The organism is Duodenibacillus massiliensis (assembly GCF_928721995.1).
Lineage (GTDB): Bacteria > Pseudomonadota > Gammaproteobacteria > Burkholderiales > Burkholderiaceae_F > Duodenibacillus > Duodenibacillus massiliensis.
The window spans coordinates 444,380-470,963 of record NZ_OV788642.1 but is presented as its reverse complement, the minus strand read 5'-3'; the positions used below and the strand labels follow the sequence as shown (position 1 = coordinate 470,963).

The following is a 26,584-nucleotide window of genomic DNA, read 5'->3' as shown; positions in this document are numbered from 1 at the left end:
GCTGTTGTCGCCTGGACACAAAAAAACTTGCATCCCAGAGAAGCGAAATCCATCGCACCCGAGTCCTCACGGTTTTATTACGCCTCCGGAGATCGCGCAATCTTTGCGGCAGAAGGCAATGCCGTAGGTGTACTGCTTGCTGCAGCGAAGCCGATCCAAATAGGCGGTATAGCGCTTGTCTTTAATCTGCTCAAGCGCAGCATCGGCAAGGTCATACATATCTTCCGGTTTTTCACACCGTTTGATTTCGATGATGACCCCTGCGCGCTTGGATCCCACGCCGTGGTTAAAAATGATGTCGGCGAAACCGTCGCCGGCCTCAACGTTGGATCGCAGATCATTGGCACAGGAGCCGGCGCAACTGAGCAGAGCTGTCAGAAAACCGTGGTAATAGTTTTCCGCGGGTGCTTTCGTCGCGGTGTCTCGAATGGAAATATAGTTGTTCAACAAGGGAACCAGAACCTCGGCCATCTTATCGAGATCACCGGCTAAGGCCGCTTTTGCAAAGTCCTGCCCGTACGTCACGAATTCATTATTCGCATCCGAGAAACGCGTCTTGATGTTGTTGACAAAGGAGTCTCGAATCTCTGCGTTTGGGATGCGGACGCGGTACGCATTGGGAGCGCTCAACTGCCCTTCGACGGTCAGGTATCCGCAATAGAGCAGCAAAGTCCAGAAGTCCTGGGACTTGTGCTGAACGAAGTCACCGTAAGTGAGCTTTTCATTGAGCGTCAGATCGATTGACTTGCCGTCGATAAGATCCTGCATCCGATCGGCATCATCGCTTGCGATAAAACCGAGGAATTCATCAATGACTTCATTTCCGCTCGTTTTGTCCCAGAAATTTTCCGGCGCATAGCCGGCAATATCACCGCTTGCGAGGGCTTTGGAGGCAAAATTGATCACATCCCACGGACAGTAAATTTCACTGCGGTAAAAGCGATAGCCGTCATACCAATAACGGACGTCCTCAAAACGGGACTCCATCCCATAGTAATTCAGCAGTGTTTCGACCTCTTTTGGTGTGAAACCAATAACATCACTCAACTCTTGGTCTTGAGAACACACCGTGTTGACGTCGAAATTATTAACACCGGTAAAGATGCTTTCTTTACTGACGCGCAAACATCCGGTTAGTACTGATTTCTTAAGATAAGGAGCGGCATCAAATTTAAGGTTGGGTTGAGGCTTGAGTACTTTGCCCAACAATTGTCGGATGAACTCCAACATTTGATCATAATGGTCCTTGTGCGAGGACTTCGCAAGCGGAACGTCGTACTCGTCAATCAACAAAACAACCTGGCGGCCGAAATGCTTGGACAGGAATTGCACCATGTCCGCTAAAAAAGACTGTGCCTCGGTTTGGTGCACAATGTCTTTCAAGTAATCGAAAGAGCGATACCGATTAAAGGCTGCTTTCTCCTCTGGAAGGAGATTAGGACTGTCCGACAAAAATGAGCAACTTTGGGCCAGATTGCTGGCGGTCTTGGCAAATTCAATGTAAGCGCGTTCAAAGGTACCGCCGAATGTGTCCTTAAACGATAGAAAAAGGACAGGGTACTGGCCCATGAAATCGTGGCAGAAGTCGGAATGCTTCAGGATGTTCAGACCGGCAAACAGTTTTTCGTGTTGGGCTGTGGCCCCCGGCTGATCAAAATCAATCTGCAGAAAGCTCTTGAGCGTGTCCATGAAAAGCGTCTTGCCGAAACGGCGCGGCCGAGTGATCAGCAACACGCGGCTTTCCGACTCCATCAGCGTCTTGATGAAATCCGTCTTATCAACGTAATAACAATTGTTCCGGATCATGTCCGGAAAATTTTCATTGCCGACGGCCAATTTTTTCAGCATGGCGGGAGTCTCTTTGAAAAGAACAGCACTTAAATTTTAACGGTACTTCCGTTATCAATGGAAGGACTCGACGGGCAAGCTAAACAACCCGCGCTTGAAAGCGCGGGTTGTTTAGAAGGGGTATAACTTCTCTCAGGTAATGTCTACGGATGGGCATGGGGGGATGGCATCGCGCATTTGCGTGTGGTGACGGTTTTAAATGCGCGGCGTCCCTGGTTGACTGTGCTACTGCCGCAAGGCGAAGAGCGATTCGAACCTGTCGTGCCGTTCGGTTGGAAATTGTTGACAAAAAACCGAAATTGATTTGTGCGGGAGTTGATGTTTTTTTAATTTTTGTACTGCCGGATCTTAGTCATCTTGTTAGAATGCCAACGTTAGTGGGATAAGCTCCCGATCTTTGTGTTTGGTGGAGATGCCGGGATTCGAACCACTGACAACCTTTATCAGGGACTAGCGCCGCCGCCTTCAACGCACAGGCGCCGGACAACACAAGATGTACGCAAACAATACGACGCTCAATTCCGGCCAGTTCAGCGGCCGAAGATCTTGGTTTGTCGAGAAGACTGAAGCTCGTCTCGCCGAAGGAGCGTATGACTTCGCCATCGTTTCAATCGACGTTTGCGATTTCAAAGTCGTCAATTTGATTTTCGGGCACGATGCCGGCGACCGAATGCTCGGTTGCATCTACAACGCCATTCTGGCTTGCCTCGGTGATGATGAAGTCGTCGTGCGCGATACGGCCGACGTTTTCTACGCGCTCTTTCATTCAAACGACAAGCAGGAGATTCTTGATCGTCTTGCTAAGATTCGCCGCAACCTCGATGCACTCGTGCTGGTCGACAAGGCATATGCGCCGTATCTGGAAGCGCGCTTCGGCGTTTATCTGCCCACCGGCGATGAAGAGTCCGTCCAGCAGATGCTTGAGTGCGCCAATATGGCCCGCAAGTATTCCGACCGCGAGCTTCTTTTGAGCGAGGCCTGCTTCTACAATCCCGATCGCGCTTTTGAAAAGCTTCAGGAAAAGGAGCGCATTTCGCACCTCTTCGAGGCGCTTGAAAAGCGTCAGTTTGTTGTTTACCTTCAGCCCAAGGTTTCTCTGAAGACGCAAAAAATCATCGGCGCCGAGGCTCTTATTCGCTGGAATCGTCCGGGCGTCGGGATTGTTTCGCCGGGCGAATTCATTCCGCTTCTTGAGCGCTATCGTCTGGTGCACCATATCGACGTATTCGTCTTTGAAGAGGTCTGCAGGATTCTGGCAGAGTGGAAGCACCGGAATATGCCGAATCTTCCGATTTCGCTCAACCTGTCGCGCCAGACGATTGAGATTCCGAATCTGCTGCCGCACTTTCAGAGCGTCTGCAAGTCCCTCGACGTGGATCCCGGCCTCATCGAGCTTGAGATCACGGAAACCTCTGCAATCAAGAGCTACGACAGGGTTCGAGAATTCATCGGCCAGCTCAAGAATTTCGGCTTCAAGTGCTCCATCGACGACTTCGGCTCCGGCTATTCGTCGCTTGGCTGCCTGAGCGAATTGAAGGTCGATTCGGTGAAGCTCGACAGAAGCTTCTTTGTCAATCATGACCGCAACAAGGCCGGGATCATCGTCAATGCGGTCGCGGATCTGGCTGCAATGCTCGGATACCAGACGGTTGCCGAGGGGATTGAAACAGAGGAGCAGCTGACGGATCTCAAGCAGACGAGCTGCAATGCCGTCCAAGGCTTCTATTTCTTCCGCCCGATGCCTGTTGAGGATTTCGAACATCAGGCTGAGTCAGAATCCGATGCGGTGAAAGTTGCGAAGGATTGACAGATACTTATTTGCCAGTGAAAATACATTGGGGATCCTTGAGCTCCCCGATGCTTGTCTGCGTGTGAACACTCGACTGCCGGACACGTACAACCCGGCCTAGAACCTCTAAATGACCAATTTCAATCAAAAAGACATGCTTGACGACTCAATCTACAAGGAGGCCGGTGATTTGCTGGCGGTGGGCGGCTGGATGATTGAAATGCCGAAGGACGGCTCGCATCCCCGCTTGTACGGCAATCGTCAGATGCATGCGATATTCGAGGCGCCGGAGGATCTTTCTCCGGAGGCGCTCTTTGACTTCTGGTTTGATCGGATCATTTTGACCTTCAGGGAGTCGCGCGAGATGATTCGGCAGGCGCTTGCCAAAGGGCAGGTCGGTCGAAATTCCTGCTATGCCTGGCAGCACCCCTCGAAAGGCTGCGTTTTTATCCGTGCGCGCGGAGCCAGAGGCGTATCCGAGAACGGGAATACGTGGCTCAAGGGGTTGGTAGAGGTAGCCGAGACTGAATTTCAGTTTCGCATGCCGGAAGGAAAGCCCTTCAAGGTTCTTGAGGCAAGAAAGCTTCAGATATACGCGCCGTATTTCCTGGAGACGTATGAAGAGATTCACGAAATCGACCCTGTGACTCTTCGTGTGACCCCTCTGAGCTATCGTCAAGATCACTATGACCCCAGACCGAAGGATGCAGACCTTTACGAGCTTCACAGGCTTGATCTTCATCCGGAGGATTTCGGACGCGTAAAAGCTGCTTTGGACAAGAAGACGCTCGAAGGGATCATCCGTGACGGGAAGGAGCTGACTCTGCAGTTTCGTGTTGCCGACAAGCTGCTGGGGTGGCGCTGGGTTGAGGCGAAGTATTTCGCCGTAGAGTACTGGGCCACCCCGAAGATTCTCGTCAAAACGGTTGATGTCGAAGCCAGGCGCCGTGTACGGACGCTTGAGCTCGAGAAGCGTGATCTGGTCGAGGCAATGTTCAACATTTATTCGTCCGTGATGGAGGTGGACTTGACGGCCGGCATGGCGAAGTTCCTCAAGAGCATGGATCGGGATCCCCAGGATATGCCTGAAAGCCTTCCGATTGATCGGCTTATCGGCAAGGTTGTTCCGAGAATCGTGCTTGCTTCGGAACGCGATAATTTTCAGTCATACTTGGATCTTGATAATTTGAGGCGTGCCGCCGCTTGTCACGATCACGGAGACTGCACGATTCGCATGCGCAGCTTTCTGAAGGATGCGGAGTACGCCACTGTACGCATCAGCCGTCTCTACATTGAGAACCGCCTGGACAAGCTCTATATCGTCACTACTCGCGAAAAGTTCGATCCGAGGTCCAACGAGGTTGCCGACAACCTGGCGAGCCAGACCTGCGACTGCCTCTACTATGTTGATTTGACGACGGGGTACTTCCGCTGCATCTTCGCGAAGGATGAGGTGGTGGCCGGGTTCGAGGGCGATGGCTATTGGATGAACCTTCTTAAGATGGCCGAACGCTATATCGTGCCGGAGGATCGAGAAATGGTTCTTCGCATGCTGTCGGGGAACGTGGTCAAGGCAGAGCTTGAGGCAAACGGCGAATACGTCTTCAGCTTCGGAATGGTTTACGACAACCGCGAATTCCGCAGGAAGGAGATCATCGTTCGCTACGCCGACAGAAAGCACTGCATTGCGATGATTCAGCGCAATGACGTTACGGAAGCATACGAGGCGGCTCGTCGCCAGGAGCTCCGGCTCGCAGTCATGGAGCATGAGGCTTCCATGGACGGACTCACGTCATGCTTCAACCGCAGTGCGGGCATCAAGCGCATCGACGAGCATCTGATTGCTTCGAGCGGGACTGACGCTCTTTTGCTTCTTGACCTTGACAACTTCAAGGACATCAACGACACGTTCGGCCACATGATGGGCGACGAAGTGCTCAAGCACTTCGCTGAAACGCTCAAAAAGAGCGTACGTACGTCGGATCTTGTCGTGCGCATCGGCGGCGACGAGTTCATCGTCTTTCTCAAGGACGCCGGCTCGCGAGAAAACGTGACGAACTGCGTCAAGAAGATCGTCAAGCGCATCATGACCGAGCATTACGGCGCGAATGATGACCTCGACGTCGACGCCTCCATAGGCGTGGCCGTTTCGCCCGACGACGGCGGTTCGTTCGAGGAGCTTTACGAAAAGGCCGACGAAGCCCTCTACCGCGTCAAGCGCGGCGGCAAGAACGGCTACGCATACTTCAAGAACTGAGCCTTCGTCCAAATCAGGGCTGACGCATACTAATTCATAAATATTGCTGGAAGTCGATTGATTTCCAGCTTTTTTCTTGATTCTATCGTGGTGTGTTATATAATTTTAATAACACACCACGGATAAGAGGCAGTCATGCCAAAGCTCGGAAGCGACGGAAAAATTCACATCTCTATCGTTAAGCGCAAGCGTCCTGACGGATCCCGCTATGTGCAGGAGGTCAGAAGCATCTACGACCCCAAGACGAAAAACAGCAAGGTCATCAGCTCTACGACCAAAGGAATCCTTCCGCCTGGGGAAACTGATCTCAGCAAGCTCATTCCCAGCGACGGGAAAAGAGGTCCGAAGAAAAAGGCCGCGTTGGCCCGGGAAATTCCTGTCATCACAGACTCCCGTCAGGGACCGCTTGTTCAATATCCTCTCGATATTGTTCTGCTGGTTATCGTCCTGGCCGGGCTTGGCGGCTTCCTTTCCTGCCGGCAGATTGCTGAGTACTGGAAACTGCATCGTCCTGTATTTAAGGCATGGTTTGCCGATTTCCCTGAACAGGATATTTCTCACGATACGGTCCGCAATGTCATCCGAATCCTTGGCAAAGGTGACGTCAACAAGCTCATTGAGCAGTACACGATCCCTCTGCCGGCCAAGTACCAGACGCGGATTGTTGCCTTGGACGGTCAGGCCGTATGTGCCGCATCAAGCCTGGAGCACAAGGCTCACAGCCGCTATGTGCTGAACCTTTTCGATACTGACAATGAAATGTGCCTTCAGCAGGTACTTATCGAGGAAAAAGAGAACGAGATCACTCAGGCCGTCAACATCGTGACGTCCATGGATCTCAGCGGTGCGATCTTCACCTGCGATGCGATGAATACGCAGAAAAAGCTGGCGGAGTTTCTTCTTTACGAAAAACACTGCGACTACTGCTTTGCCGTCAAAGGCAACCACAAAGAACTTCACAGCCAGGTTTGCGGTTGGTTTAAAACCAAACAAGGCCGGAGCGCTGCAAAAGAATTTGCCCGTATTGAGCTGGGGCACGGCCGCACTGAAACACGGGAAATCAGCGTGTTGCCGGCCTCTCTCATGAAAGAATTTGCCCAGGATGTTTTGGATAAATGGGCCGGACTGGAAGACGGGTGCATCGTCATGGCCAGAACCAAACGCGAATTCGCAGACGCACCGGAGAAAAACTCTGATGAAGTGCGCTACTTCATTACGAGCCTGCATTTCGACAAGCTCTACATTGCTGCCACGCTGGCGCGCGTGATCCGCAGACACTGGATGATTGAAAACGGGTTGCACTGGGTGCTGGATGTGACTTTTAACCAGGACAGAACCCAGTGCAGAAACGCCGATTTCTTGGCCGGAGTAACCGGAATCCGCAAAATTATCTTCAACCTGATCAGTAAGGCTCAGTCCGTGCAAGAAGCAGAAACCGGACGCCAGGCCGCACACAAACCGTCATGGAAAGTCAGGCTTTCAACGCCTGCCTCTGCCATGGAGCTTTTTGCAAAACTATACCGGCACGTCAAACGATAAGGATGAGTAATCGTCAGCCCTGTCTGCACGCTGCGGCCGAACCCATCAGTTGTTGCTGTTCGAGTAAAACTCATGGAATGGTCTTTTGTTTTTTGGTGATGGAAAATATTAACAAAAAAGACATTTTTTCTTTATTAAAATCAGAATTTAAGCCATGAAAAGCGCGCTGTTTTTTTTTTCAGCGCTCATGCAAAATTCAGGTTAGAATTTGTTACAGAATTGTCCGGATGAATTCCTGAACGCTGTTGCGGAAGCATCAATTTCAATCGAGCCAGCCGTGTAGCACGCAGGCGACAAAAAAAGAACACAAGCTCACTCAATGACTAACAGTACTGACAAGGCTGCCGCATCCGCCGCCATCCGAATCGCTCCGAGAAGCGGCCGGGTAAAGGCTGGCGTTGTGCTTGACCGAGACGGCGTGACTGTTGTTCAGAGCCGCGAGGGAATCGACGCAATTGAAAGGGCGGCCTATGTGGCCTATCCCGCCGATTGCGGCAATGCCCCCGAAGACAGGGCCGGATTCGCTGCCAGGGTGATCCGCAGCGTTGTCGACAAGCCCAACGACTGCGATGTCTGGGCGAACCTCTCCGAATCCGTCGTTTACGTCCTGACGCTTCCCGTCGTCAAGGATGCCGATCTTGACGCCGTTGCGCTTTTGAACGCGAGCCGCGTCTCTCCGATCAATCCCGACGAAACCAATTTCGACTACCGCCTTCTCGGCCGCACGGCAGGCACGGACGTGCCCTCGTTGCGCGCGATCGCCGTGAGCGCATCTCAGGAAGGCTGCGAAGTCTGGCGTTCCGCCTTTGAAAAGGCCGGCATCAAGCTTGCGGGCTTGAGCTCTCAGGAGCTCGTGCCGGCGCTTCTCGCCTGCCGCACGCCCGTCGACGAAAGCTGGACGACCTACGCCTACATGACGGTCGACGCGGGCGAGAGCGTGCTCACCATCATCGAAAACGGCCGCGTCGCGCTTCAGCGCAACTTCAACTTCGGCATGGACCAGTTGCTTGCCGACGCCGTCGAGCGCCTGTCCGTCACGGAAGAATACGATCCGAACGAATCGCCCGACGATCGCCGCGCGCGCCTGATGCTTCGCGTCAAGCAGATCTTCGCCGACGAAGAGCTTCTGAAGACGCACGGCGACATGCTCGCATCGAGCCTCGACGCAGGCGTCGACCGCTGCATCAAGTACCTTGAACGCACCTTCAGCTACTACGAGCGCGTCGAGCACGGCGCCGCTCCGATGGGTCTTTGCCTCACGGCCGACCACGGCTTTGCCCAGGTGCTCGCCCGCAGTCTGGAAAGCAAGCTCGGCATCCCGTGCAAGGTTCGCCTGCCCAACGCCTACCTCGTTGAAGGCGCGGAAGATCGCGTTCACGGCATTCCGGAAAATTTCAAGTGCGTGGCGGCTTTTGAAGCGCTGGGCCTCGCCTGCAGCAACGAGACGACGCCCAACCTGCTGGATCTGCCGGCCGAGCGCCGCATGCGCGCCAGGATGCGCCGCCTCGTGCGCGCCGGCATGGTTGCGCTCGGCGCCGCCACGGTCTGCATGCTCGGCATTGCCGCCTGGTGCGGTCTTGCCTGGGTTGAGGACGGCCAAGCGCTTGATCAAAGCCGCCGCCAGCTCGTGGCCATCGGCACGCCGCTCACCGCCCGTGCCGTCGACAGCGAAATGCAGCGCCTTGAAGCGCTTGAAAGCCGAGGCGTGGCCGTTCTCGAGCGCCGCCGCTTCGCCGGTCTGCTCGGCGAGCTTGCGGCCGTGCGCGGCGATGATGTCTACATTCGATCCATCGAGCTCGTGCCGGCCGGTGAAGCTGTTTCTGAAGACAAGAAGAAGTCTTCCCGCAATGAGCGGAACGAAAAGGCACGGCAGACGCTGGTCGTCGTGAACGTGAGCCTCTACGGCAGCGCGCAGGAGCGCGAGGCTTCCTTTGCGGAATTCATCAATCGTCTTGAAGGACTCAACCGCGGCGGTACGATGACCGTTGTGACGGAAGATTCCGTGGACAACGGCGTGGCCTACGCCATTCGCATGAGCGGAGGCTTCTGATGAAGGACGTGTTCAAGAATATGCGCGGTGCGGGTCTGGGCGGCCTGCTTCTGATGGCCGTCGTCTTTGCCGTGTCCGTCGTGCTCGCGGGCGGCCTCTACTTTGCCAAGATTTCCCGCGGCATGGAGCTTAACGAACTCAACGATGAGATCTCCGCTCACCGCACGATTGCGCCGGTTGTGGCAAGCCTCAAGGCGCGCCGCGTCGAGACGGAAAAGCTTCTTACGCCTGCTGCTGTTTACGACATGCCCAAGGATGTGCGCGGTCTTTTGAAGACGCTTCGCGTCGTGGCGCAGGATGCGGGCCTTCACAACACGCAGTTCCTGCCGGACGCCATCTCCGTCGTAGGCAAGAGCGACATTCGCCTCAAGGGCAAGGCTCAAGGCTCGACCGACTGCTTCCGCCGCTTCCTTGTGGGCCTGAGCTCCCAGGACTGGATCTCGTCCATTGGCCGCGTCAAGGCTTCTGCCGGCAACGATGCCGACAGCAACAAGTATGAAGTGACGATCCGGGCTCGTTTCGGCCTTCTTAAAGAGCAGGGAGGCAAGTGATGAATTCTCGTGAGAAAAAGCTGCTCGGGCTCGTGATTGTCGCCCTGATCTTGGCGGCCGGCAACTTCTTCTATTCGTCGCTTGACAAGTTCGGGGCCGTCGTTTCGTCGGATTCGAAGGCCGAGTCTGCAAGCTCCGCCGTGGCTCAGATGAGCGCCCGTATGGCGTCGATGCCGCTCAACGCCGAAGCGCGCAGGCGTCTCGCCGCCGCCAACGAGCCGCTCAAGCGCGATCCGCTTCAGGCGGTGCCGGCAAGCCGGCAGTTTGCGCGTAACGGCCAGAAACTTCCCTTCATCTCGGTCGACGGCTTAATTCACATGGGCCGCACCCACCTCGTCATTCTCGGCGGCGTTGAATTCGCCAGGGGCGACATGATCCCCGAGACGGGCGAAGTGGTGAAGTCGATCGGCGCCGATTCCGTGGTGCTTGAGCTTCCGGACACCGGCATGCGCCGCACGCTCAACTTCGTCGAGCAGGATCTTGAAACCAATTACGAGGAGCCGAAAGCCGGCGACTCCAACCTCATAACACAAGTGACCGCCAAGCCGGTCCGGTAATCGAATGAAAGCACTCCACATCAACCTCAACACCTGCCTCATGCGTCCTCTTGCAGCCGCGTTCGTTGCGGTGCTCGTGCTTTCCGGATGCGCAACCCGCGACAAGGACGGCATCGGCAAGGACGATGCGTTCATGCAGCACTGGCAGAACCAGTCCGTCGACCGACAGGGCTTCTCGCCCGCGCTCGAGGATCTGGCGCCCGAACCCCGCGTTCTGATGAAGCAACAGTCTGTAAATCTGCACGGCACGCCGCGCGCGCTGCCTGATCAGCCCATCACGCTCAAGCTCCAGAATGCAGCCGTCGAGTCGGTTCTGCGCGCCATGGCCTCCGCAGCCAACGTGAGCCTCATGATGAGCAGCGGCGTTTCGGACAAGATCAGCCTCAACGTGAAGAACGCCCGCTGGAGCGACGTCTTCCAGTCCATCCTTCGCTCCAACGGTCTCGACTATCGCTGGCAGGGCAAGATCCTGCAGGTGATGACGGCCGCCGACAAGCAGAAGGAAGTGAGCCTTCTCACGCTCAACAACCAGCTTTCCGAGCAGTACCAGACGGCCGCTCATTCGGGCGACATGATGGTGCAGGTCGTGAACGTCCGCTATTCCGATGCTGCTTCGCTCAAGAACAGCCTGACGCGCTTTGTTTCGCGCAACAAGGATGCCGTCATTGAAATCGACCAGCACAACAATGCGCTCGTCATTCAGGGAACGCCGACCGAACAGGCCCGCATCCTTGCTTTGATCGACAGCCTTGACCGTCCGCGTCCGCAGGTTCAGCTGAAGGCCTACATTGTCGAAACTACGAAGGAAAAGGCTCGCGAGCTCGGCATGCAGTGGGGCGGACGCTTCGAGCATCAGAAGCTGATCGGCGGTTCCGGCAGTACGCCTCTTAAGAAGGGCGGGGATGGAAGTACCAATACCATCAGCGGCTTCCCGCTTGGGCTTGGCTACGGCAGCATTGTCAATTCCTCCGGTGCAGGCACCCTTGGCCTGGCCTTTGGCAAAACTTCCGTTCTCGAAGCTCAACTCAACTTGATGGAAAGCGAAGGCGTGCTCAACATTCTGTCGTCTCCGTCCATTACGACGCTTGACAACAAGATGGCCTACACCGAAAACGGTGAGAAGGTGCCGTATGTAAGCAAGGACGACGACGGCGATACGAGCGTCAAGTTCGAGGACGCGGTTCTGCGACTTGAAATGACGCCGAACGTCATCGACCCGGCGAACCTCAAGCTCAAGGTTCTGATCAAGAAGGACGAAGTGGATGCCAGCCGCAGCGTGCAGGGCAATCCCTACATCGTCAAGAAGCAGACGGAAACCACTGTGCTCGTGAGAAGCGGCGAGACGATCGTCATCTCCGGTCTTACGAAGGAAAAGGGCACGAATCAGGAAGCCGGCGTTCCCGGCATGCGCGATCTGCCGGGCGGCAAGTATGCCTTCGGCAGTACGAACCGCAATGTCTCGATGGAAGAGGTGCTGATCTTCATCACCCCGACCATTCTGCCGACGCGCGCCGAATCCGGCCGCCGTTCCGCTCCGCTGCCTCAGTCTCCGGCCGTGCTTACGCCCGGCAGCCGTTGAGCCGAGAGTCGTGAAGGAGTCTGATCATGGCTGAATTCAATAAAAGCGGTCGAGTGAAGATGCGTCTGGGCGAGCAGCTGGTGGCTGCAGGCCTTCTGACTGCCGACGCGCTTGAGGATGCGCTTAAGCGCGCCCGTGAAGAGGATCAGCGTTTGGGCGAGTATCTCGTTTCCGCCGGCATTGTGACGGAAGCTCAGGTGCTGCAGGCTGTTGCCGGTCAGCTTCAGGTGCCCGTCTACAATCGCGAGGCGTTTCCGATCGACGAGAAGCTGCGCTCGGTGATTCCGGCCGAGTTCGCGCGCCGTCACCGTGTGGTGCCTCTGTGCATGCGAAGCGGCGTGCTCTGCGTGGGTCTTCTCGATGCGCACGACTTCCAGACTTTGGACAAAATCGAGGAAATTGCGCATTGCCAGATGGAGCCCGTGCTCTGTCTCAAGAAGGACTTCGTGCGTCTCTTTACGGCTGTCTACGGCGAATACTCCGCCGTGGGCGAAATGCTTGACAATGCCGCCGGCGCCGCTGAGACTTCGCCCGTGCAGACTGCGGTGCAGAGCGCCGTAAAGGATCAGGAGCTCGAAGGTGACGTGAGCGAAGCCTTCGTCATTAAGCTCGTCAACATGATCATCGCCGAAGCCCTCAAGGCCGGTGCGAGCGACATTCACATCAATCCGGAAAAGACGGAGATCAAGGTCCGCTATCGTGTCGAGGGGCTTCTTCGCCGAGCCTCCACGATTCCGGTCTCCATGGGTTCCGCCGTGGCGTCCCGCATCAAGATCATGTCCAACATGGACATTTCGGAAACGCGTCTTCCGCAGGATGGTCGCTTTACCGTCAAGGCCGAGGGCCGCGAGGTGAACATTCGCGTGTCGACCCTTCCGACGACGTACGGCGAAAACATCGTGCTTCGTCTTTTGGACAGCCGCTCGGGGATCATCTACGACCTTCCGAAGCTCGGCATGAACCAGGCCGATTATGCGACCATCACCCGCTGCATCCGCAAGCCCTACGGCATGATCCTTTCGACCGGTCCGACGGGGTCCGGCAAGAGCTCGAGCCTCTACGCCATTCTGAAGATGCTCAATCGCGAGGACGTCAACATCATCACGCTTGAAGACCCGGTCGAATACCGTCTTCCCGGCGTACGCCAGGTTCAGTTGAACGTCAGAGCCGGCATGACATTCTCGTCGGGCCTTCGCAGCATTTTGCGTCAGGACCCGGACATCATCATGGTGGGTGAAATCCGCGACAAGGAAACCGCCGAAATTGCCGTTCAGGCCGCCATGACGGGCCACCTTGTGCTGTCGACCCTTCATACGAACGATGCGCTTTCCGCCGTCTATCGTCTCGTCGACATGGGCGTGCCTTCCTACTTGGTGACGTCGGTGCTGTTGTGCACGTTTGCCCAGCGTCTTGTTCGCACGATCTGCCCGAATTGCCGCCAGGAATATGTGCCCGCCGAAGGCATGCTTCGCGATCTTGGCCTCAAGCCCGAGGATGGTCCGTTCTATCACGGCGCCGGCTGTCCGCAGTGCGGCGGCACAGGTTACTCGGGACGCATGGCCATCTTCGAAGTGATGCCCATGTCGGAGGAAATCAATCAAATGGTGCTGAAGGGCGAGTCGATGCAGACGGTTTACCGTCATGCGCTTGAAAACGGCCTTCACACGATGCGTCGGGACGCTGCGGACAAGATTCGCGCGGGGCTTACGACCTGCGAAGAGGCGCTGCGCGTCACGATGGCGTAACGGGGACTGAGAAATGCCTCTTGACTACCGTTACGAAGCCGTCGATGCCGCTGGACGCCGTCTCAACGGAACGTTGACGGCGGATTCCGAAAAGGATGCTCGTCGCAAACTGTTCGAGCAGGGGCTCGTTGTCTCGAAGCTTCAGGGTGAAGCCAAGGCGAAGACGAGCTGGGATTGGCGCCGCCTTTTCAATAAGCCGTTGAGCACGATGGAGCTGATTCTTTTTACGCAGCAGTTTCGTACGCTCTATATGGCCGGCATTTCGCTGCCCGAGGCTTTGCGCATCCTTCATGACCAGGCGGAGAACAAGCAGTTCAAGTGGGTCGTGGGCGACATGCAGCGTCGCGTGTTGGAGGGCGAGAGCCTGCATCAGGCGTTTTCGGCCAACCGAAAGGTGTTCTCATCGCTTTACTGTGCCATGATCGCGGCGGGCGAAAGCTCGGGTGCGCTTCCGGAAGTGCTTGAACGTCTGGTGTATCTGCTCGAACATGACGCGAAGACGAAGCAGCAAATAACGTCCGCTCTACGCTATCCGAAGATGGTGGTATTTGCGATGGTGATTGCTTTCCTTGTACTTCTCAATTTCGTGGTGCCGCAGTTTGCCTCGATATTTCGGTCAGCCAAGGTCGAATTGCCGTTGCCTACACAGTTTGCTTTGTGGCTCAATCAGTTCTTCCAAGATTATTGGTTTATTATCCTAGCTTTGTTTTTTGGATTCATTTATGCTTGGAAGGCATATATGAAGACTGAAAAGGGCGTTTTTTGGCGTGACAGTATGGCGCTCAAGATTCCCCTGATCGGCAAGGTTGTTCAGAAGGCGGCCATTGCGCGTTTTGCTGCAATTTTCAGCATTCTGCAGCGAAGCGGTCTTTCGGTTTTGAACAGCCTGGACATCATCCGGGATACGGTTGACAATGCGTTCTTTCAGACGAAGTTCGAGGGAATCAAGACAAAAATTCAGGCGGGCAGCGGGATTGCGGCTGCTGTTGAATCTGTGAAAGGGTTTACACCGCTGGCGGTGAATCTTATTTTGGTGGGTGAGCATTCCGGCAAGTTGGATGAGATGCTCAACGACCTTGCAAGGCACTATGACAATGAAGTTGAGTTGGCGGTAGAGGAGCTTACCGAGTGGATTGGTCCCATACTGATCATGGCTCTTGGTGTTGTAGTGCTTTTCTTTGCATTGGCGATCTTCCTGCCAATGTGGGATTTGGTAAAGTTGGTTCAATAATTTTCCAGTTGCTTGCTATCTTTGTTTAATGGAGTTTATAAATGTTTTCATCAAGTCATCAAAAGGGCTTTACTCTAATTGAGATTGTCCTTGTTCTAGTTTTGTTGGGTATTTTGGCAGCTGTTGCCTTGCCGAAATATTATAGTCTTAAGGCGGAATCGAAAAAGTCTATTGCGGTTGCTGTCGCTAATCAATTTGTGGCTGATGTAAACAATAAGATTGCTAAACGGATTATTGCTGGTGAAAAGTGTGATGATGCTAAAAGCTCAGAGTTTTCTCAGAAAAATAAACAATCCGTCCTTGTTGAATATACGAATTATCTTATTAATGGCATGGCAGTATATACACAACAGATGGATCAAAATTCCACTAAGATTCCAGTTTGGGATCAGGAGACGGGTGAAGTTTTTGAGATTCCGGCACATTTTGTGGTATGTGGCAAGCCCGTTACGACAGTCCCTTAAAAATTTAATTTCTTCCCTGTGTTGTTTCTATAGGAGTTATTGTTATGAAATCTAAATTGGTACAGACGCGTACGGATAACAGACAAATTTTGTTAAAAATGCATTGAAAAACAATGCATTTTTATTTGACTCATGCGTATTTATTTTGTATAATTAGATGCCAACAATAAATACGTATGAGACCATGATGCCTGCAGCGAAAAAAGTCATCCCGAATCCGGCGGCAGTTAAGAATTTCCCGCATGACAATAAGAAGGCAAAGATCATCTACGACAGGGTCAATGATGTGTTGCGCGTCGTAGAACGGAATTACTATTGGGATCCTCAAGCTGACCGCGGCAAGGAAAAGCGTGTTTACCTTGGGTACATCGTCGATGATGTCTACTATGCAACGGCCGATTACCGAAAGTACTTCAAGAGAAACGGAGTCCCGCGCCTGGTAACAAAAGACACCAAGAAGACCAAGACAAAGGCCGATGAAAAGACGTGCGACAGCTTGTCCTCGTCGTTGGCCGCAGAACTTCCTGTTTATCACGCGATCGCGGCCAAAATCGGTCTGATACATGATCTGCGGGAGACCTTTGGAAAAGCGTTGGCCGATATGACTCTGTCGGTTGCCTATCATTGGCTCAACACCTCTGCTAATGCGGCTTACCTGTATAAGACATGGGCACCCGGCAAACTCCTGCCGAGCACTAACATTCCGTGCTCCAGGGAGATGAGTGACTTTTTTGAAGCTCTGGCCACGCAGCCGGAGTGGAGAAAGACCTTCTTCAATGCGCGCATTGCACGGCTGCCGGAAGATGAAGTGCTTGCCTTTGATGCGACTGAAATTGCAACAGAGGCAGCAAATATCTCGTATGCTCAGTTCGGTCTTGGTAAGGAAGGCGGGTACCAAAAGCAGGTAGGCATGATTCTTTTGGTCGGCCACAAATCTGGAATGCCGGTCCTGTTTCGTCTCTTACCAGGTCAGATTACCGACGTTACAACAGTGCAGGACATGTTGTTTCGCTTCGATGAAATCACTGACAAAAAGCGCGTGTTTGCTGCTGTGCTTGACAGAGGATACTTCTCCCTTGAAAACCTCGGCCGCTTTATCGCTGCCAAGAGCAATGTCATCGTGGCTGCAAAGACCGATGTCAAGTGGATCAACGAGTCGATCGAAGAAGTCATGCCGCGGATGTGGCAACACTCATCACGTATTCCCGGCCAGGATTGCTGGGGAGCAACTGTCGAGAACGAGCAGACTTTTCCTGACGGACAAAAGCACAAAGTGTGGGTCCATGTTTATCGTAGCGATGCCAAGTCACATACTGAAAACGCTGCCTTTTACCGCGTGCTGGAGGCTTTCGAAAGTGATTGGGCCAACTGGCGGCAAGAGGAACATAAAAAAGATACCGTCTGCCCGCTGCTGCACAGCCCTCTGCTGAAGTATTTCAAAGCGCCAAAGAGAGAGCCCGGAAAGTGTCGGCTGGAGACCGACAGCGCCGCAATTGATGACGCTACGCGGTATTTCGGTTTCTTTTGCAATGTCTCCACAATGAAGTGCACGGCGGCTGAAGCCCTGGACATCTACCAGACACGTGACGTGATTGAGAAGACCTTTAAGGGCGGCAAGACGGATATTGAGATCGATGTTGCGAGAGCCCACAAGGACAATACGCTGGAAGGCCGTTTCCTGGTTGGATTTGTGGCCATGTCGATTCTGTGTGAACTGCGCAGATTAATGCGTCAGCCGACAAAACTTGAGCAGAAAAAGGGACCTGTGAAAGACATCCAGCCGCTGTCCAAGGAAATGACTGTGAATGAATTGAAGAACAGACTCAGCTCTATCCGCATGCTTTACACCGGTTCCGGCGAGAAGCGCTGGCTGGAAGTTACCGGCAAGCAGCATGAAATTGCAAGTCGGCTCGGATTTCCTGATCTCTACGAAACGATCCCTGAATGGGTACCTTGATTCAACTGACGTAGGGGGCTGACGCCCCTACGTACGTGCCCGTACCAATTTAGAATGAAAAACAACAAGCGTGGTTTCACATTGATTGAAATCGTCATGGTCCTTGTTTTGCTTGGTATTTTGGCGGCAGTGGCGCTTCCTAAGTACTACGATCTGAAGACTCAAGCCGAAGCTCAGACTGCCAAGGCTGTTGCTGCTGAATATCAGGCGCGTTTGAACGCTGGCTTCGCGAGCGAGTTGCTTCAGAATGGTAGCTGTTCCGATGCTTTGAAAAAGGGTATTGAAACGGCAAACGGTCTGTTTACGGATAAGGCGGATACGGATATCCATGGCTTTACCTCTTCTGGTCTTGAAACGACGAGCAAGCCAACTGTTGATGCTGGTAAGGTAACCAAAGCAACGGTTCCTCTCTCGTTGACGAAGAGTGGAACTACTTATAAGGCTGAAATTGCTCTTCCTGTTTGTGTTAAGTAAAGCAATCGGTATACTTAATATATATTGGACTTAACTTGTTTGGCGGGGTGCAAAATTTTGTATCCCGCTAATAAGTTATTAATATTGATTAGGTTGTTTGTTATTTGTCGCTATTAACTTAATGAGGTAGCGCTGTTCAATCAGATTCTATTAATGGTATTATTCGAAATATTGTCATGTTCGACCTAGATTCCGCTCTTCGCATTGTTCACCAAAGCAATGGTTCTGACCTCCATCTCAGCGTAGGCGAACCACCCATGGCTCGCGTCGTCGGCGAGCTTGAACCGGTTGGCAATGCGGAGCTTACGGTTGCGGACATGGAGGCTGTCTTTGACAAGATCCTCGACGAACGTCATAAGAAGATCTTAGAAGAGAAGGGTGAGGCCGATCTACGTTATGAAGTTCCCGGACTTGCGGGCTATCGTGTGAACGTATTCCAGACGCTCGCCGGAGCGGCTGCCGCTTTCCGAGAAATTCCAAATACCATTCCGACGCTCGAAGAGCTCGGACTTCCCAATTCGCTCACTGAGCTTTCCATGCTCAACAGCGGTCTTGTGCTCCTCGTGGGCCCGACCGGCAGCGGCAAGTCCACTGCTACGGCTGCTCTCGTCAACTATGCGAACGAGCATCGCCGCGAACACATCCTCACGATTGAGGACCCTATTGAATTTCGTTATGAAAGCCTCGGCTGCATGGTTTGCCAGCGCGAAGTAGGCCTTCATACAACCAGTTTCCAGGCCGCTCTTCGTGTTGCGCTTCGCGAGGACGCGGACATTGTGGTGGTGGGCGAAATGCGCGACCGCGAAACGGTCCGTCTTGCCTTGCAAGCAGCCGAAACCGGTCATCTGGTTTTTGCCACGCTGCATACCCGTACTGCGGCTCAGTCCGTTGACCGCATCATTTCGATCTTCCCAGAGGCCGAGCAGGCGCAGATGCGCATGGTGCTCGCCGATACGCTCAAGGCCGTCCTCTCCGTTTCGCTTATGAAGCGCTGCGACATCAAGGGTCGCGTTCAGGCCATGGAGATCATGCTGGTGAACGGCGCCATTCGCAATCTCATCCGCGAAGGCAAGACCCCGCAGATCAACAGCGTCATCCAGACGAGTCGAGGCCAGGGCATGTGCACGATGAACGATGCGCTCAAGGATCTGCTTGATCGAGGCATTATTTCCCGCGAGACGGCTGCGCACTATGCCCGCGATTCCGACTTTCTCAAGGATGTCAGGCGCATCTGACCATTGATTCATGATGAGCGACTTCCTCTCCATTCTCGACTATGTGCCGCGGAGCGACTGGACGATCTTCAGCGCTATTCTGGGGCTTTTTATTGGCAGCTTTCTCAACGTTGTTTCGGATCGATATCTGAGCAATGAGTCGATTGTCTGGCCGCCGTCGCACTGCACCGAATGCGGGAACAAGCTTCGCATCTGGGAGCTTATTCCTGTTGTCAGCTGGGTCTGTTTGCGTGGAAAGTGCTTCTCCTGCGGGGCAAAGATCGGCATTCGCTATCCTCTCGCCGAACTCATGACCTGCGCGGCCATGGCCGCCGTCGGCTGGGTTTACGGTCCGACGGCCGCATGCCTCTGGGTCTGGGGGGTGACGGCGATCTTCATCGTGATGTCGCTCATTGATGCGCAGTCAACCATTCTTCCGGACCGCTTCACGCTGGGAGGCGCCGTCATTGCGCTTCCCGTTTCCATTTTCGTGCTCGGCAACGACTGGCTGAATGTATTGCTGGGCGGCGTGCTGGGCGCCGTCGTCTTCTGGCTCGTGGGCGTGCTTTATCTTCGTCGTCGAGGCGTTGAAGGCCTGGGCTTTGGCGACGTGAAGCTCATGCTGATGATCGGCTTTCTTGTGACGGCGGAGCTCCTGCCGCTCATCGTCATCATGGCGGGTCTTGCCGCCGTGCTGGGCTTTGCCGTTGCGGCGCTTTTGAGAAAGTCTGCTGAAGGACTCGGCTCCATGGAGATGCCATTCGGTCCCTATCTCTGCCTCGCGGCCTGGGTGACGCTCCTCTGGGGGCATGATCTCTGGCGTCTGTGGATTCAATTCATCCTTTCGATTTGAGGTGCGGGATGAGAAAGAATGCAGGCTTCACGCTTCTTGAGCTCGTGCTGGTGCTGGTGCTCTTGGGCACGCTCTCCGCGATTTTTGCCGCTCACTTTCCAAAGCTGAACTTCACCTTTGAGAGCGAATTCATGGAGTGTGAAAGCAGGCTTCGCGAAGCGGTTGTCTTCGCTCGCAATCAGCAGCTCATGTATCAAGATGGCAAGACCGCGCTCACGATTTCCAAGAATGGTGCGACCTGCAAGCACGGATCAACAACTCGCACCTTCACGTGGTCCGATGCTGACGTGAAGTCTCTCCAACCTTCGGGTGAAATCAAGTTTGACGAATATGGCCGTCCATGCTCTGGCTCGACATGCCAGCGCGTAAAGATTGATCTGGCATCCAAGAAGGAAAGTTCGAACACGCTTTCGCTCACGATCTATGAATCGGGTTATATCGGAAGAACGCTGCCGGAAGAGGAAGGCCATGAGAACTGATCAAAGAAACGGTCTTCGCTCGAAGGCAGGCTTTGCGCTCCTTGAAGTCGTCATGACGATCATCATTGTGGGTCTTGCCATGGGTACGGCCGCCATGGTTCTAGGCACTGCGGTCAAGGTCGTTCAGATGCGCACGGCTCTAGACAACCGCAGCCTTGCGGCTGAAAACTGCATGGCGAGAATCGAAGCGGTTTTTCGAGGACGTCCTGTTGCCGAACTTGACGAACTTGATAGTGGTGCGGCCTCCGTCTGCAAGTCTGGCGTCACTGTAAACGTCACGTTGATGTCAATGCATGACGACGGAAAGGATTCTGACGAACGAAAGAATTACGCCGCCAAATTCTATACCAGCAACGACAGTTCTCTTAGGCTTGTTACCGTCAAGGCCGACGGCCATACTTATCGCCGCCTCTTTTCATATCCTACGCTCAACGCAACTTCTGGCCTTCCGGTCCTCTCGTCTTCTAAGGAAACGCAGGAGGGCGAGTGATGAAGGCATATTCAAATACCGCTTACCCTAAGAGAGGCTTTACGCTTCTTGAGTGCGTGGTAACGCTTGTGATTGCCGGCTTCATCGGTGCAGTCATTACGGCAACCATGGCTTACGGCGTCAGAATTTATCAGGGGCTTCGCATTCAAAGCGTTGGCACGAGCCAGGTCCACGTTGCCGCAGCTGTGGTGAAGCGGGAGGTGGAGAAGACGAAGCTGGAAAACCTCAACGTAGTGAAAGATAAATTTCCCTTTGAGAACGGCACGGTTTACTGGAACATTACCGGGAAAAAGGTTGTTTTTCTGGAGGGCGTTACCACGTGGACGATTACCCCTGTCCCCGTATCTGTAGGGAGTGATTCACGCAAGGTTGTCAAGCTTGCAGTAGCCTTGCAGGGTTCCAACAGCGGCGAGATTGTTTATGAATTCCATCCGCTTTGGGAGGCTGACAAATGAAAAACGCCGTTATGACGGATGCTGTCAGACATCGTTGCCCCGGGCGTGAAAGAGGAAGCATTCTGATCTTCGCGCTTACCGTGCTGTTTTTCTTTTCCGGTATGGCCGTCTTTCTTAAGACGATGCTGGATTCTCAGGTCTTCATCGAAAGCCGGGATGCCGAGTATGCCGTCGAAGCGGATTTGCTGCTTTCTTCCGGATTCGAGGCTTACGGAATGATATTCACCGAAGCTTTTCCGAAAACTGCGACGAGCGATACGCCGGAGAAAAGGGCTGCCGACGCGCTCAACAGCATCGGCAAAGTTGCTGTTAAGAAGAATATTGGTTCCAGTTCCTCGTCGTTTGTTACTTTGGGCGTCTTTTACACGAATAAAAAAGACCTTTCAGAGGAAGATGTGGTCATTACACCGGACGGAATGGGCTGGCGCATTAAGACCAAGAACGACTTAACCTGGCATTTGGTGCTTGCCGACGAAACGAAGCTGACCCGGAAGGCCCCAGTGAATCTCTACATTCACCGACCGGCTGCCTGTTTGTAAAACTGCCCCTCCTGGAAAGAATTCTCAAGGGCCCTTCCGGCAATACGGACTCAGAAGCAGGCAGTACGATCCCCGATTATGCTGCCCAAGCGACAGGGCTTGCCCGCGGCAGAGAGTTTTTCGCTAAAATGCGGACCTCTGCCGTAATTATGGACAGAGTCGCCGAGTGACGAAATTGGTAGACGTAGCGGACTTAAAATCCGCAGCCTTTGGCGTACGGGTTCGATTCCCGTCTCGGCGACCACCAGCCTTCTGCAGATGGGCGAAAACCGCTTAAAGCCTGAAATAACGGCTTTCGGCGGTTTTTCTTTTCGACCGTCTTCGCTCTGATTCATCTGCAGCCTATGGCTTTTGTGAAGTCAAAGCCTTCTGCCCCGGGTTTTCTGAGGCCGATCAGCGGCGTCTTTACGCCCTCTGCGGCGGCATCCCGGCCTATGCCGCGGCGGTTGATCTTGCTGTTACGGCAGAGGAAAATTTCAGAGAGCTAGCAGGCGGAAACACTGCTCATCTCAGAACGCTTCTTGAGATTTACCTCTGCCGGGAGTTTCAGAGGGTAAACAACGTCAACCTGATCCTCACGGCACTTGCGGCCGGGGCCGCTGCACTTTTCTCAGATCCTCGCGGCAACGGGTATCAGGTCAGGTGCGGCGCTTACCTACACACTCCCGGCTCGTAATGCTTGAGTTCATTGAAAAGCGCGAGGCGAAGGGCAAAAAAGCGGTCTACGCCGTTGCCGATCCCGTTTTGGCTGCGGTCTTTGCCGAAGGTGACTTACTCTGAGAACGCCCCAACCATAGAAAAGAGCTAACCGGAGCAGGATTTTCCCGCTCCGCAGCCGTTGTAACAAAATGATGCAGAGGGCATAATTTAAGACCATCAGAATTTTGCAGGGCGGAGTTAAACGGTGCAGGATCAGCCGCACATTTATTTGCATTGCGTGAACTGCGTCAGTGCCGCAGGCGTGACGCTGGAAGCGACCAAAGAGGCGCTTTTTTCGGATAAGCCCAAGGCACTAATGGTGTACCCGGGACTGCTCGGGGAGATCGCGCTTGCCTACGGGCTCGTGAAGGAAGCGGGACCTGTGACCGGCAATTTCGCTTTTGATCTCACCCGTACCAACCGCCTCATTGACCTGTGCCTTAAAGGCATGACGGGTCTCACCGACGCGCTTGCCCGTTACGCGCCCGAGCGGATTGCCGTGGTCGTGGGCGCCACAACCTCGGGAATGCGCGAACTCGAAGAGGGCGTGCGGGTTCTCTTGCAGACCGGACAAACCCCCGGGGGCTTTACGCCTGACGTCCTGAATCTCTCCGGTCCTGCGCTGCACTTAGCCGAGCGCGTGGGCGCCGCAGGCCCCGTTTATACGGTAAGTAACGCCTGCGCGTCCGGGGCTTTGGCGTTGGCCTCTGCAGCGTCGCTTATTAAGGCCGGTGCGGCAGACGCCGTGGTCGCGGGCGGCATCGACGGGTTTTCGCGCTTTACAACGAGCGGCTTTTATGCGCTGGGGGCCTTAAGTCTCGTGCAGTGCCGTCCGTTTGCGGCCGACAGAAGCGGCATTAACTTGGGCGAAGGCGGCGCACTGATGCTTCTTACTAAAGAAGAAAGCCCCGTGCGGCTTGCAGGCTTTGCGCACACCTGTGACGCGTACCACCCTTCGGCGCCCGACCCGGAAGGAATAGAAGCGTCCAAAGCCATGCAAATGGCCCTTGCGGCCGCGGGCCTTGCGCCCACTGCCGTTGACTTTGTGAGTGCTCACGGCACCGCAACACCCTTAAATGACGCGATGGAAGCCAAAGCCGTGAACCGCGTGTTCGGCGCCCAAACGCCGGTGGCGTCCTTAAAGGGACTTACGGGCCACACGCTTGCAGGGGCCGGGGCGCTTCAGGCGGCCTTCGCCTGGATTCTTCTCACGATGAACCCGGAAGGCCGGCTCCCCGTGAACACCTTAAGTCCCGTGAAGGACCCGGCACTGGCTGCCATCGACCTTGTGACCGAACCCCGGGTGATCGGCCGAAAGATCAAAGCCGTGGCCGGAAACGCCTTTGCCTTCGGCGGCGCCAATGCTTCGCTGGTTTTTACGGGTGAGTAAAACGATGACACTGACTTTTCCCATGAAGGCGGCTGAACTTCTCCCGCACAAGCCCCCGATGCTGCTGCTTGATGACTGCACCGCGTTTGACGGTGAGACGGTTGAAGGCCGCACGGTCTTGTCCGGGAACTGCGCGCTTTTTGAAACAGAAGAGGGCAGGTACGGCAGCTGGATACTTCTGGAACTGATGGCGCAGGCCGTGGGACTTTATGCGGGGCTTACCAAGCGGCAGAGCGGGGAGAGCCCAAAAATCGGATTTTTACTGGGCACCCGAAAGTTTGAGGCAGCGGTTGCCGAACTCACAAAGGGCACCGAAGTCACAATCCGCGCCAAGTGCGTGTACTTTGCGGACAAGACCCTTCCGAGCCAGTTTGAATGCACGGCGATGACCGGAGGGAAAGTCATCGGCACCGCCAGCCTCACAGTTTATGAACCCGAGGATCTGAAAGCATGGACGAATTGACGGTATTGGTGACGGGCTCAAGCCGCGGCATCGGGCGCGCGGCCGCCATAAGGCTCGCGCGCGAGGGCTACACGGTCGTGGTGCACGGCCGCACGATGAGCGACGCTTTAAAAGCGACGCTTTCCGAAGTGCAGGCGCTTTCCCCCGCGTCGCGGTCGCTCACCTTTGACGTGAGCGACCGGGAGGCCGCCAGAGCCGCCGTATCGGAGGACGTTGAAGCACACGGCGCCTACTACGGGCTTGTGTTAAATGCCGGCATCAACGCGGACGGCACGTTTGCGGCGATGCCCGCGGAAGACTGGGACCGCGTGATTGCGGTCGATCTCGGAAGTTTCTATAACGTCGTGCAGCCTCTGGTGATGCCCATGGTGCATCGGCGTAAGCCCGGACGCATTGTGGTGATGAGTTCGGTGGCGGGCGTCATCGGCAACCGCGGGCAGGTCAATTATTCGGCCGCGAAGGCCGGCCTCATCGGCGCCGTGAAGGCGTTGGCTCTCGAACTCGCGAGCCGCGCGATTACGGTGAACGCCGTCGCGCCGGGCCTGATTGAAACCGAGATGGTGACCGAAGAAATTCTGGAGCGCGTCAAACCGTTCATTCCGATGCGCCGCGCCGGAAAGCCCGAAGAAGTTGCCGGGGCCGTCGCCTTTTTAATGAGTGAAGACGCGGGCTACATAACCCGCCAGGTGATTGAAATTTCCGGAGGCCTTTCATGAAAGAGCGCCGAGTGGTGATTACGGGCGCGGGCGGCATCTCGCCGCTGGGAACCGACTGGGAAAGCGTGAAGGCAAAGATCCTCTCGCAGACCAATGCCGTCAAAGTGATTGACGACTGGGCCGACATCACGGGGCTTAAGACGCGGGCGGCCTGTCCCGCGGTTCCCTTTGCGCTTGATCCCGTGAAATACGGACGCAAAGCCACGCGCTCCATGGGGCGCGTCGGGATCATGGCGGTGAGAAGCGCGGAAGTGGCGTTAACCGACGCAGGACTTATTGATCGACAGGACTTTTTGTCGTCCGGCGAAGTCGGCATCGCCTATGGGTCAAGCGCGGGGACGCCCTCGGCAATCGGGGACGTCGCAAGCCTGATTCTCAAACGCACCACGCTCGGGATGAACGCCAACACCTACGTGCGAATGATGTCGCATACGGCACCTGTGAATATCGGGATCTTCTTTAAGATCCGCGGCCGCATTATTCCGACGAGTTCCGCGTGCACCTCGGGCTCTCAGGGCGTGGGCTTTGCCTACGAAGCGATCCGCTTCGGGCGCGCCACCTGTATGGTCGCAGGCGGCAGCGAAGAACTGGACGCAAGCGACGCCGCGATTTTCGACACCCTCTTTGCAACGAGCACAAACTTTAACGACCGCCCCGAACTCACGCCGCGCCCCTTTGACGCAAAGCGCGACGGCCTTGTGATCGGCGAAGGGGCCGGAACACTCATTCTTGAGGAGCTCGAACACGCCAAAGCCCGGGGCGCGACGATTTACGCTGAGGTCGCGGGCTTTGCGAACAACTCTGACGGCGCGCACATCACAAGCCCCCAGAGCGAAATGATGGCCGAGTGCATGCGTCTTGCGATGAAGGACGCGGGCGTGACGCCTGAGGATATCGGGTACGTGAACGCCCACGGCACCGCCACGGACCGCGGAGACGCCGCCGAAAGTAAAGCGACCTTTGAGGTGTTCGGGGACAAGGTGCCGGTCTCGACGTTAAAAAGCTACATGGGCCACACGCTCGGGGCCTGCGGGGCGCTGGAGGCCTGGTACACGATTCAGATGATGAACGAAGGGTGGTTTTCGCCCAACATCAATCTGGACTCCGTGGCCGAAGACTGTGCTGCGCTCGATTACATCCGCGGTGAGCCGCGAAAGATCACGACGGATTATGTGATGAGCAACAACTTTGCCTTCGGGGGGATCAACACGTCCCTTATTTTCAAGCGCTGGACGGGAGAGTAGA

Annotated in this window: 23 protein-coding genes and 1 tRNA gene; 23 read left to right on the top strand and 1 reads right to left on the bottom strand. The window is 54.9% G+C overall.

Going from position 1 to position 26,584, the window contains the following annotated elements; translation table 11 throughout:
* Positions 1–66: 66 nt before the first annotated feature.
* Positions 67–1,848: an AAA family ATPase gene (locus NXF97_RS02095; protein WP_074010067.1), complete on the bottom strand. Its 1,782-nt coding sequence runs from the start codon at positions 1,846–1,848 to the stop codon at positions 67–69.
* A gap of 493 nt (positions 1,849–2,341) precedes the next feature.
* Between NXF97_RS02095 and NXF97_RS02090 the strand changes: the two genes are divergently transcribed.
* The 23 genes from NXF97_RS02090 (at position 2,342) to NXF97_RS01980 (ending at position 26,583) form a co-directional block, all read left to right on the top strand.
* Positions 2,342–3,655, top strand: a complete 1,314-nt coding sequence (locus NXF97_RS02090) for a putative bifunctional diguanylate cyclase/phosphodiesterase (RefSeq protein WP_274956295.1) — start codon at positions 2,342–2,344, stop codon at positions 3,653–3,655.
* Between the two features lie 112 nt (positions 3,656–3,767).
* On the top strand, positions 3,768–5,894 hold the full coding sequence (locus NXF97_RS02085; protein WP_274956294.1) for a sensor domain-containing diguanylate cyclase: 2,127 nt from the start codon (positions 3,768–3,770) through the stop codon (positions 5,892–5,894).
* Positions 5,895–6,254: 360 nt separating this feature from the next.
* Positions 6,255–7,433 (top strand): ISAs1 family transposase, encoded by a 1,179-nt coding sequence (locus NXF97_RS02080; RefSeq protein ID WP_274956293.1) that lies wholly within the window; start codon positions 6,255–6,257, stop codon positions 7,431–7,433.
* Between the two features lie 319 nt (positions 7,434–7,752).
* A complete protein-coding gene (locus tag NXF97_RS02075) occupies positions 7,753–9,483 on the top strand; it encodes a hypothetical protein (RefSeq protein ID WP_274956292.1) in 1,731 nt (576 codons plus the stop codon).
* Positions 9,483–10,034 carry a hypothetical protein gene (locus NXF97_RS02070; RefSeq protein ID WP_274956291.1) on the top strand — a complete coding sequence of 184 codons (552 nt, stop codon included), beginning with the start codon at positions 9,483–9,485 and terminating at the stop codon, positions 10,032–10,034. Before NXF97_RS02075 ends, NXF97_RS02070 begins: the two co-directional genes overlap by 1 nt.
* Positions 10,034–10,591, top strand: coding sequence for a hypothetical protein (locus tag NXF97_RS02065; protein WP_274956290.1), 558 nt, complete (start codon positions 10,034–10,036; stop codon positions 10,589–10,591). The genes NXF97_RS02070 and NXF97_RS02065 overlap by 1 nt, the downstream gene beginning before the upstream one ends.
* A 4-nt stretch (positions 10,592–10,595) precedes the next feature.
* On the top strand, positions 10,596–12,170 hold the full coding sequence (locus tag NXF97_RS02060; protein ID WP_274956289.1) for a secretin N-terminal domain-containing protein: 1,575 nt from the start codon (positions 10,596–10,598) through the stop codon (positions 12,168–12,170).
* 26 nt (positions 12,171–12,196) lie between these two features.
* The gene (locus tag NXF97_RS02055; RefSeq protein WP_274956288.1) at positions 12,197–13,915 is read left to right on the top strand and encodes a GspE/PulE family protein; all 1,719 of its coding nucleotides are present in this window, start codon (positions 12,197–12,199) and stop codon (positions 13,913–13,915) included.
* A gap of 13 nt (positions 13,916–13,928) precedes the next feature.
* Entirely contained in the window at positions 13,929–15,146 is a 1,218-nt protein-coding gene (locus NXF97_RS02050) for a type II secretion system F family protein (protein ID WP_274956287.1), read from the top strand.
* A gap of 41 nt (positions 15,147–15,187) precedes the next feature.
* Positions 15,188–15,610: a prepilin-type N-terminal cleavage/methylation domain-containing protein gene (locus NXF97_RS02045; RefSeq protein ID WP_274956286.1), complete on the top strand. Its 423-nt coding sequence runs from the start codon at positions 15,188–15,190 to the stop codon at positions 15,608–15,610.
* Between the two features lie 184 nt (positions 15,611–15,794).
* Complete coding sequence (locus NXF97_RS02040) at positions 15,795–17,567, top strand: IS1634 family transposase (RefSeq protein WP_274956145.1); 1,773 nt, start codon at positions 15,795–15,797, stop codon at positions 17,565–17,567.
* Positions 17,568–17,621: 54 nt separating this feature from the next.
* Entirely contained in the window at positions 17,622–18,041 is a 420-nt protein-coding gene (locus NXF97_RS02035) for a prepilin-type N-terminal cleavage/methylation domain-containing protein (protein WP_274956285.1), read from the top strand.
* 176 nt (positions 18,042–18,217) lie between these two features.
* Positions 18,218–19,276, top strand: coding sequence for a type IV pilus twitching motility protein PilT (locus NXF97_RS02030; RefSeq protein ID WP_274956284.1), 1,059 nt, complete (start codon positions 18,218–18,220; stop codon positions 19,274–19,276).
* 10 nt (positions 19,277–19,286) lie between these two features.
* Positions 19,287–20,108 carry a prepilin peptidase gene (locus NXF97_RS02025; RefSeq protein ID WP_274956283.1) on the top strand — a complete coding sequence of 274 codons (822 nt, stop codon included), beginning with the start codon at positions 19,287–19,289 and terminating at the stop codon, positions 20,106–20,108.
* Between the two features lie 8 nt (positions 20,109–20,116).
* Positions 20,117–20,587, top strand: a complete 471-nt coding sequence (locus tag NXF97_RS02020) for a prepilin-type N-terminal cleavage/methylation domain-containing protein (protein WP_274956282.1) — start codon at positions 20,117–20,119, stop codon at positions 20,585–20,587.
* Positions 20,577–21,077 (top strand): pilus assembly FimT family protein, encoded by a 501-nt coding sequence (locus tag NXF97_RS02015; RefSeq protein ID WP_274956281.1) that lies wholly within the window; start codon positions 20,577–20,579, stop codon positions 21,075–21,077. The genes NXF97_RS02020 and NXF97_RS02015 overlap by 11 nt, the downstream gene beginning before the upstream one ends.
* Complete coding sequence (locus NXF97_RS02010; RefSeq protein WP_274956280.1) at positions 21,077–21,532, top strand: PulJ/GspJ family protein; 456 nt, start codon at positions 21,077–21,079, stop codon at positions 21,530–21,532. The genes NXF97_RS02015 and NXF97_RS02010 overlap by 1 nt, the downstream gene beginning before the upstream one ends.
* A complete protein-coding gene (locus NXF97_RS02005; RefSeq protein ID WP_274956279.1) occupies positions 21,529–22,071 on the top strand; it encodes a hypothetical protein in 543 nt (180 codons plus the stop codon). The genes NXF97_RS02010 and NXF97_RS02005 overlap by 4 nt, the downstream gene beginning before the upstream one ends.
* A 160-nt stretch (positions 22,072–22,231) precedes the next feature.
* A tRNA-Leu gene (locus NXF97_RS02000) sits at positions 22,232–22,315 on the top strand.
* Between the two features lie 660 nt (positions 22,316–22,975).
* Positions 22,976–24,160, top strand: coding sequence for a beta-ketoacyl synthase N-terminal-like domain-containing protein (locus NXF97_RS01995; protein ID WP_274956278.1), 1,185 nt, complete (start codon positions 22,976–22,978; stop codon positions 24,158–24,160).
* 4 nt (positions 24,161–24,164) lie between these two features.
* On the top strand, positions 24,165–24,623 hold the full coding sequence (locus NXF97_RS01990; protein WP_274956277.1) for a hypothetical protein: 459 nt from the start codon (positions 24,165–24,167) through the stop codon (positions 24,621–24,623).
* Positions 24,611–25,339, top strand: coding sequence for a 3-oxoacyl-ACP reductase FabG (gene fabG, locus NXF97_RS01985; RefSeq protein ID WP_274956276.1), 729 nt, complete (start codon positions 24,611–24,613; stop codon positions 25,337–25,339). The genes NXF97_RS01990 and fabG overlap by 13 nt, the downstream gene beginning before the upstream one ends.
* Positions 25,336–26,583: a beta-ketoacyl-ACP synthase gene (locus NXF97_RS01980; protein WP_274956275.1), complete on the top strand. Its 1,248-nt coding sequence runs from the start codon at positions 25,336–25,338 to the stop codon at positions 26,581–26,583. Before fabG ends, NXF97_RS01980 begins: the two co-directional genes overlap by 4 nt.
* Position 26,584: the final 1 nt, after the last annotated feature.

Coding starts and splice junctions, on each gene's coding strand:
- NXF97_RS02095 (WP_074010067.1), bottom strand. CDS start 1,848: ATGCTGAAAAAATTGGCCGTCGGCAATGAAAATTTTCCGGACATGATC.
- NXF97_RS02090 (WP_274956295.1), top strand. CDS start 2,342: ATGTACGCAAACAATACGACGCTCAATTCCGGCCAGTTCAGCGGCCGA.
- NXF97_RS02085 (WP_274956294.1), top strand. CDS start 3,768: ATGACCAATTTCAATCAAAAAGACATGCTTGACGACTCAATCTACAAG.
- NXF97_RS02075 (WP_274956292.1), top strand. CDS start 7,753: ATGACTAACAGTACTGACAAGGCTGCCGCATCCGCCGCCATCCGAATC.
- NXF97_RS02070 (WP_274956291.1), top strand. CDS start 9,483: ATGAAGGACGTGTTCAAGAATATGCGCGGTGCGGGTCTGGGCGGCCTG.
- NXF97_RS02065 (WP_274956290.1), top strand. CDS start 10,034: ATGAATTCTCGTGAGAAAAAGCTGCTCGGGCTCGTGATTGTCGCCCTG.
- NXF97_RS02060 (WP_274956289.1), top strand. CDS start 10,596: ATGAAAGCACTCCACATCAACCTCAACACCTGCCTCATGCGTCCTCTT.
- NXF97_RS02055 (WP_274956288.1), top strand. CDS start 12,197: ATGGCTGAATTCAATAAAAGCGGTCGAGTGAAGATGCGTCTGGGCGAG.
- NXF97_RS02050 (WP_274956287.1), top strand. CDS start 13,929: ATGCCTCTTGACTACCGTTACGAAGCCGTCGATGCCGCTGGACGCCGT.
- NXF97_RS02045 (WP_274956286.1), top strand. CDS start 15,188: ATGTTTTCATCAAGTCATCAAAAGGGCTTTACTCTAATTGAGATTGTC.
- NXF97_RS02040 (WP_274956145.1), top strand. CDS start 15,795: ATGATGCCTGCAGCGAAAAAAGTCATCCCGAATCCGGCGGCAGTTAAG.
- NXF97_RS02035 (WP_274956285.1), top strand. CDS start 17,622: ATGAAAAACAACAAGCGTGGTTTCACATTGATTGAAATCGTCATGGTC.
- NXF97_RS02030 (WP_274956284.1), top strand. CDS start 18,218: ATGTTCGACCTAGATTCCGCTCTTCGCATTGTTCACCAAAGCAATGGT.
- NXF97_RS02025 (WP_274956283.1), top strand. CDS start 19,287: ATGATGAGCGACTTCCTCTCCATTCTCGACTATGTGCCGCGGAGCGAC.
- NXF97_RS02020 (WP_274956282.1), top strand. CDS start 20,117: ATGAGAAAGAATGCAGGCTTCACGCTTCTTGAGCTCGTGCTGGTGCTG.
- NXF97_RS02015 (WP_274956281.1), top strand. CDS start 20,577: ATGAGAACTGATCAAAGAAACGGTCTTCGCTCGAAGGCAGGCTTTGCG.
- NXF97_RS02010 (WP_274956280.1), top strand. CDS start 21,077: ATGAAGGCATATTCAAATACCGCTTACCCTAAGAGAGGCTTTACGCTT.
- NXF97_RS02005 (WP_274956279.1), top strand. CDS start 21,529: ATGAAAAACGCCGTTATGACGGATGCTGTCAGACATCGTTGCCCCGGG.
- NXF97_RS01990 (WP_274956277.1), top strand. CDS start 24,165: ATGACACTGACTTTTCCCATGAAGGCGGCTGAACTTCTCCCGCACAAG.
- fabG (WP_274956276.1), top strand. CDS start 24,611: ATGGACGAATTGACGGTATTGGTGACGGGCTCAAGCCGCGGCATCGGG.
- NXF97_RS01980 (WP_274956275.1), top strand. CDS start 25,336: ATGAAAGAGCGCCGAGTGGTGATTACGGGCGCGGGCGGCATCTCGCCG.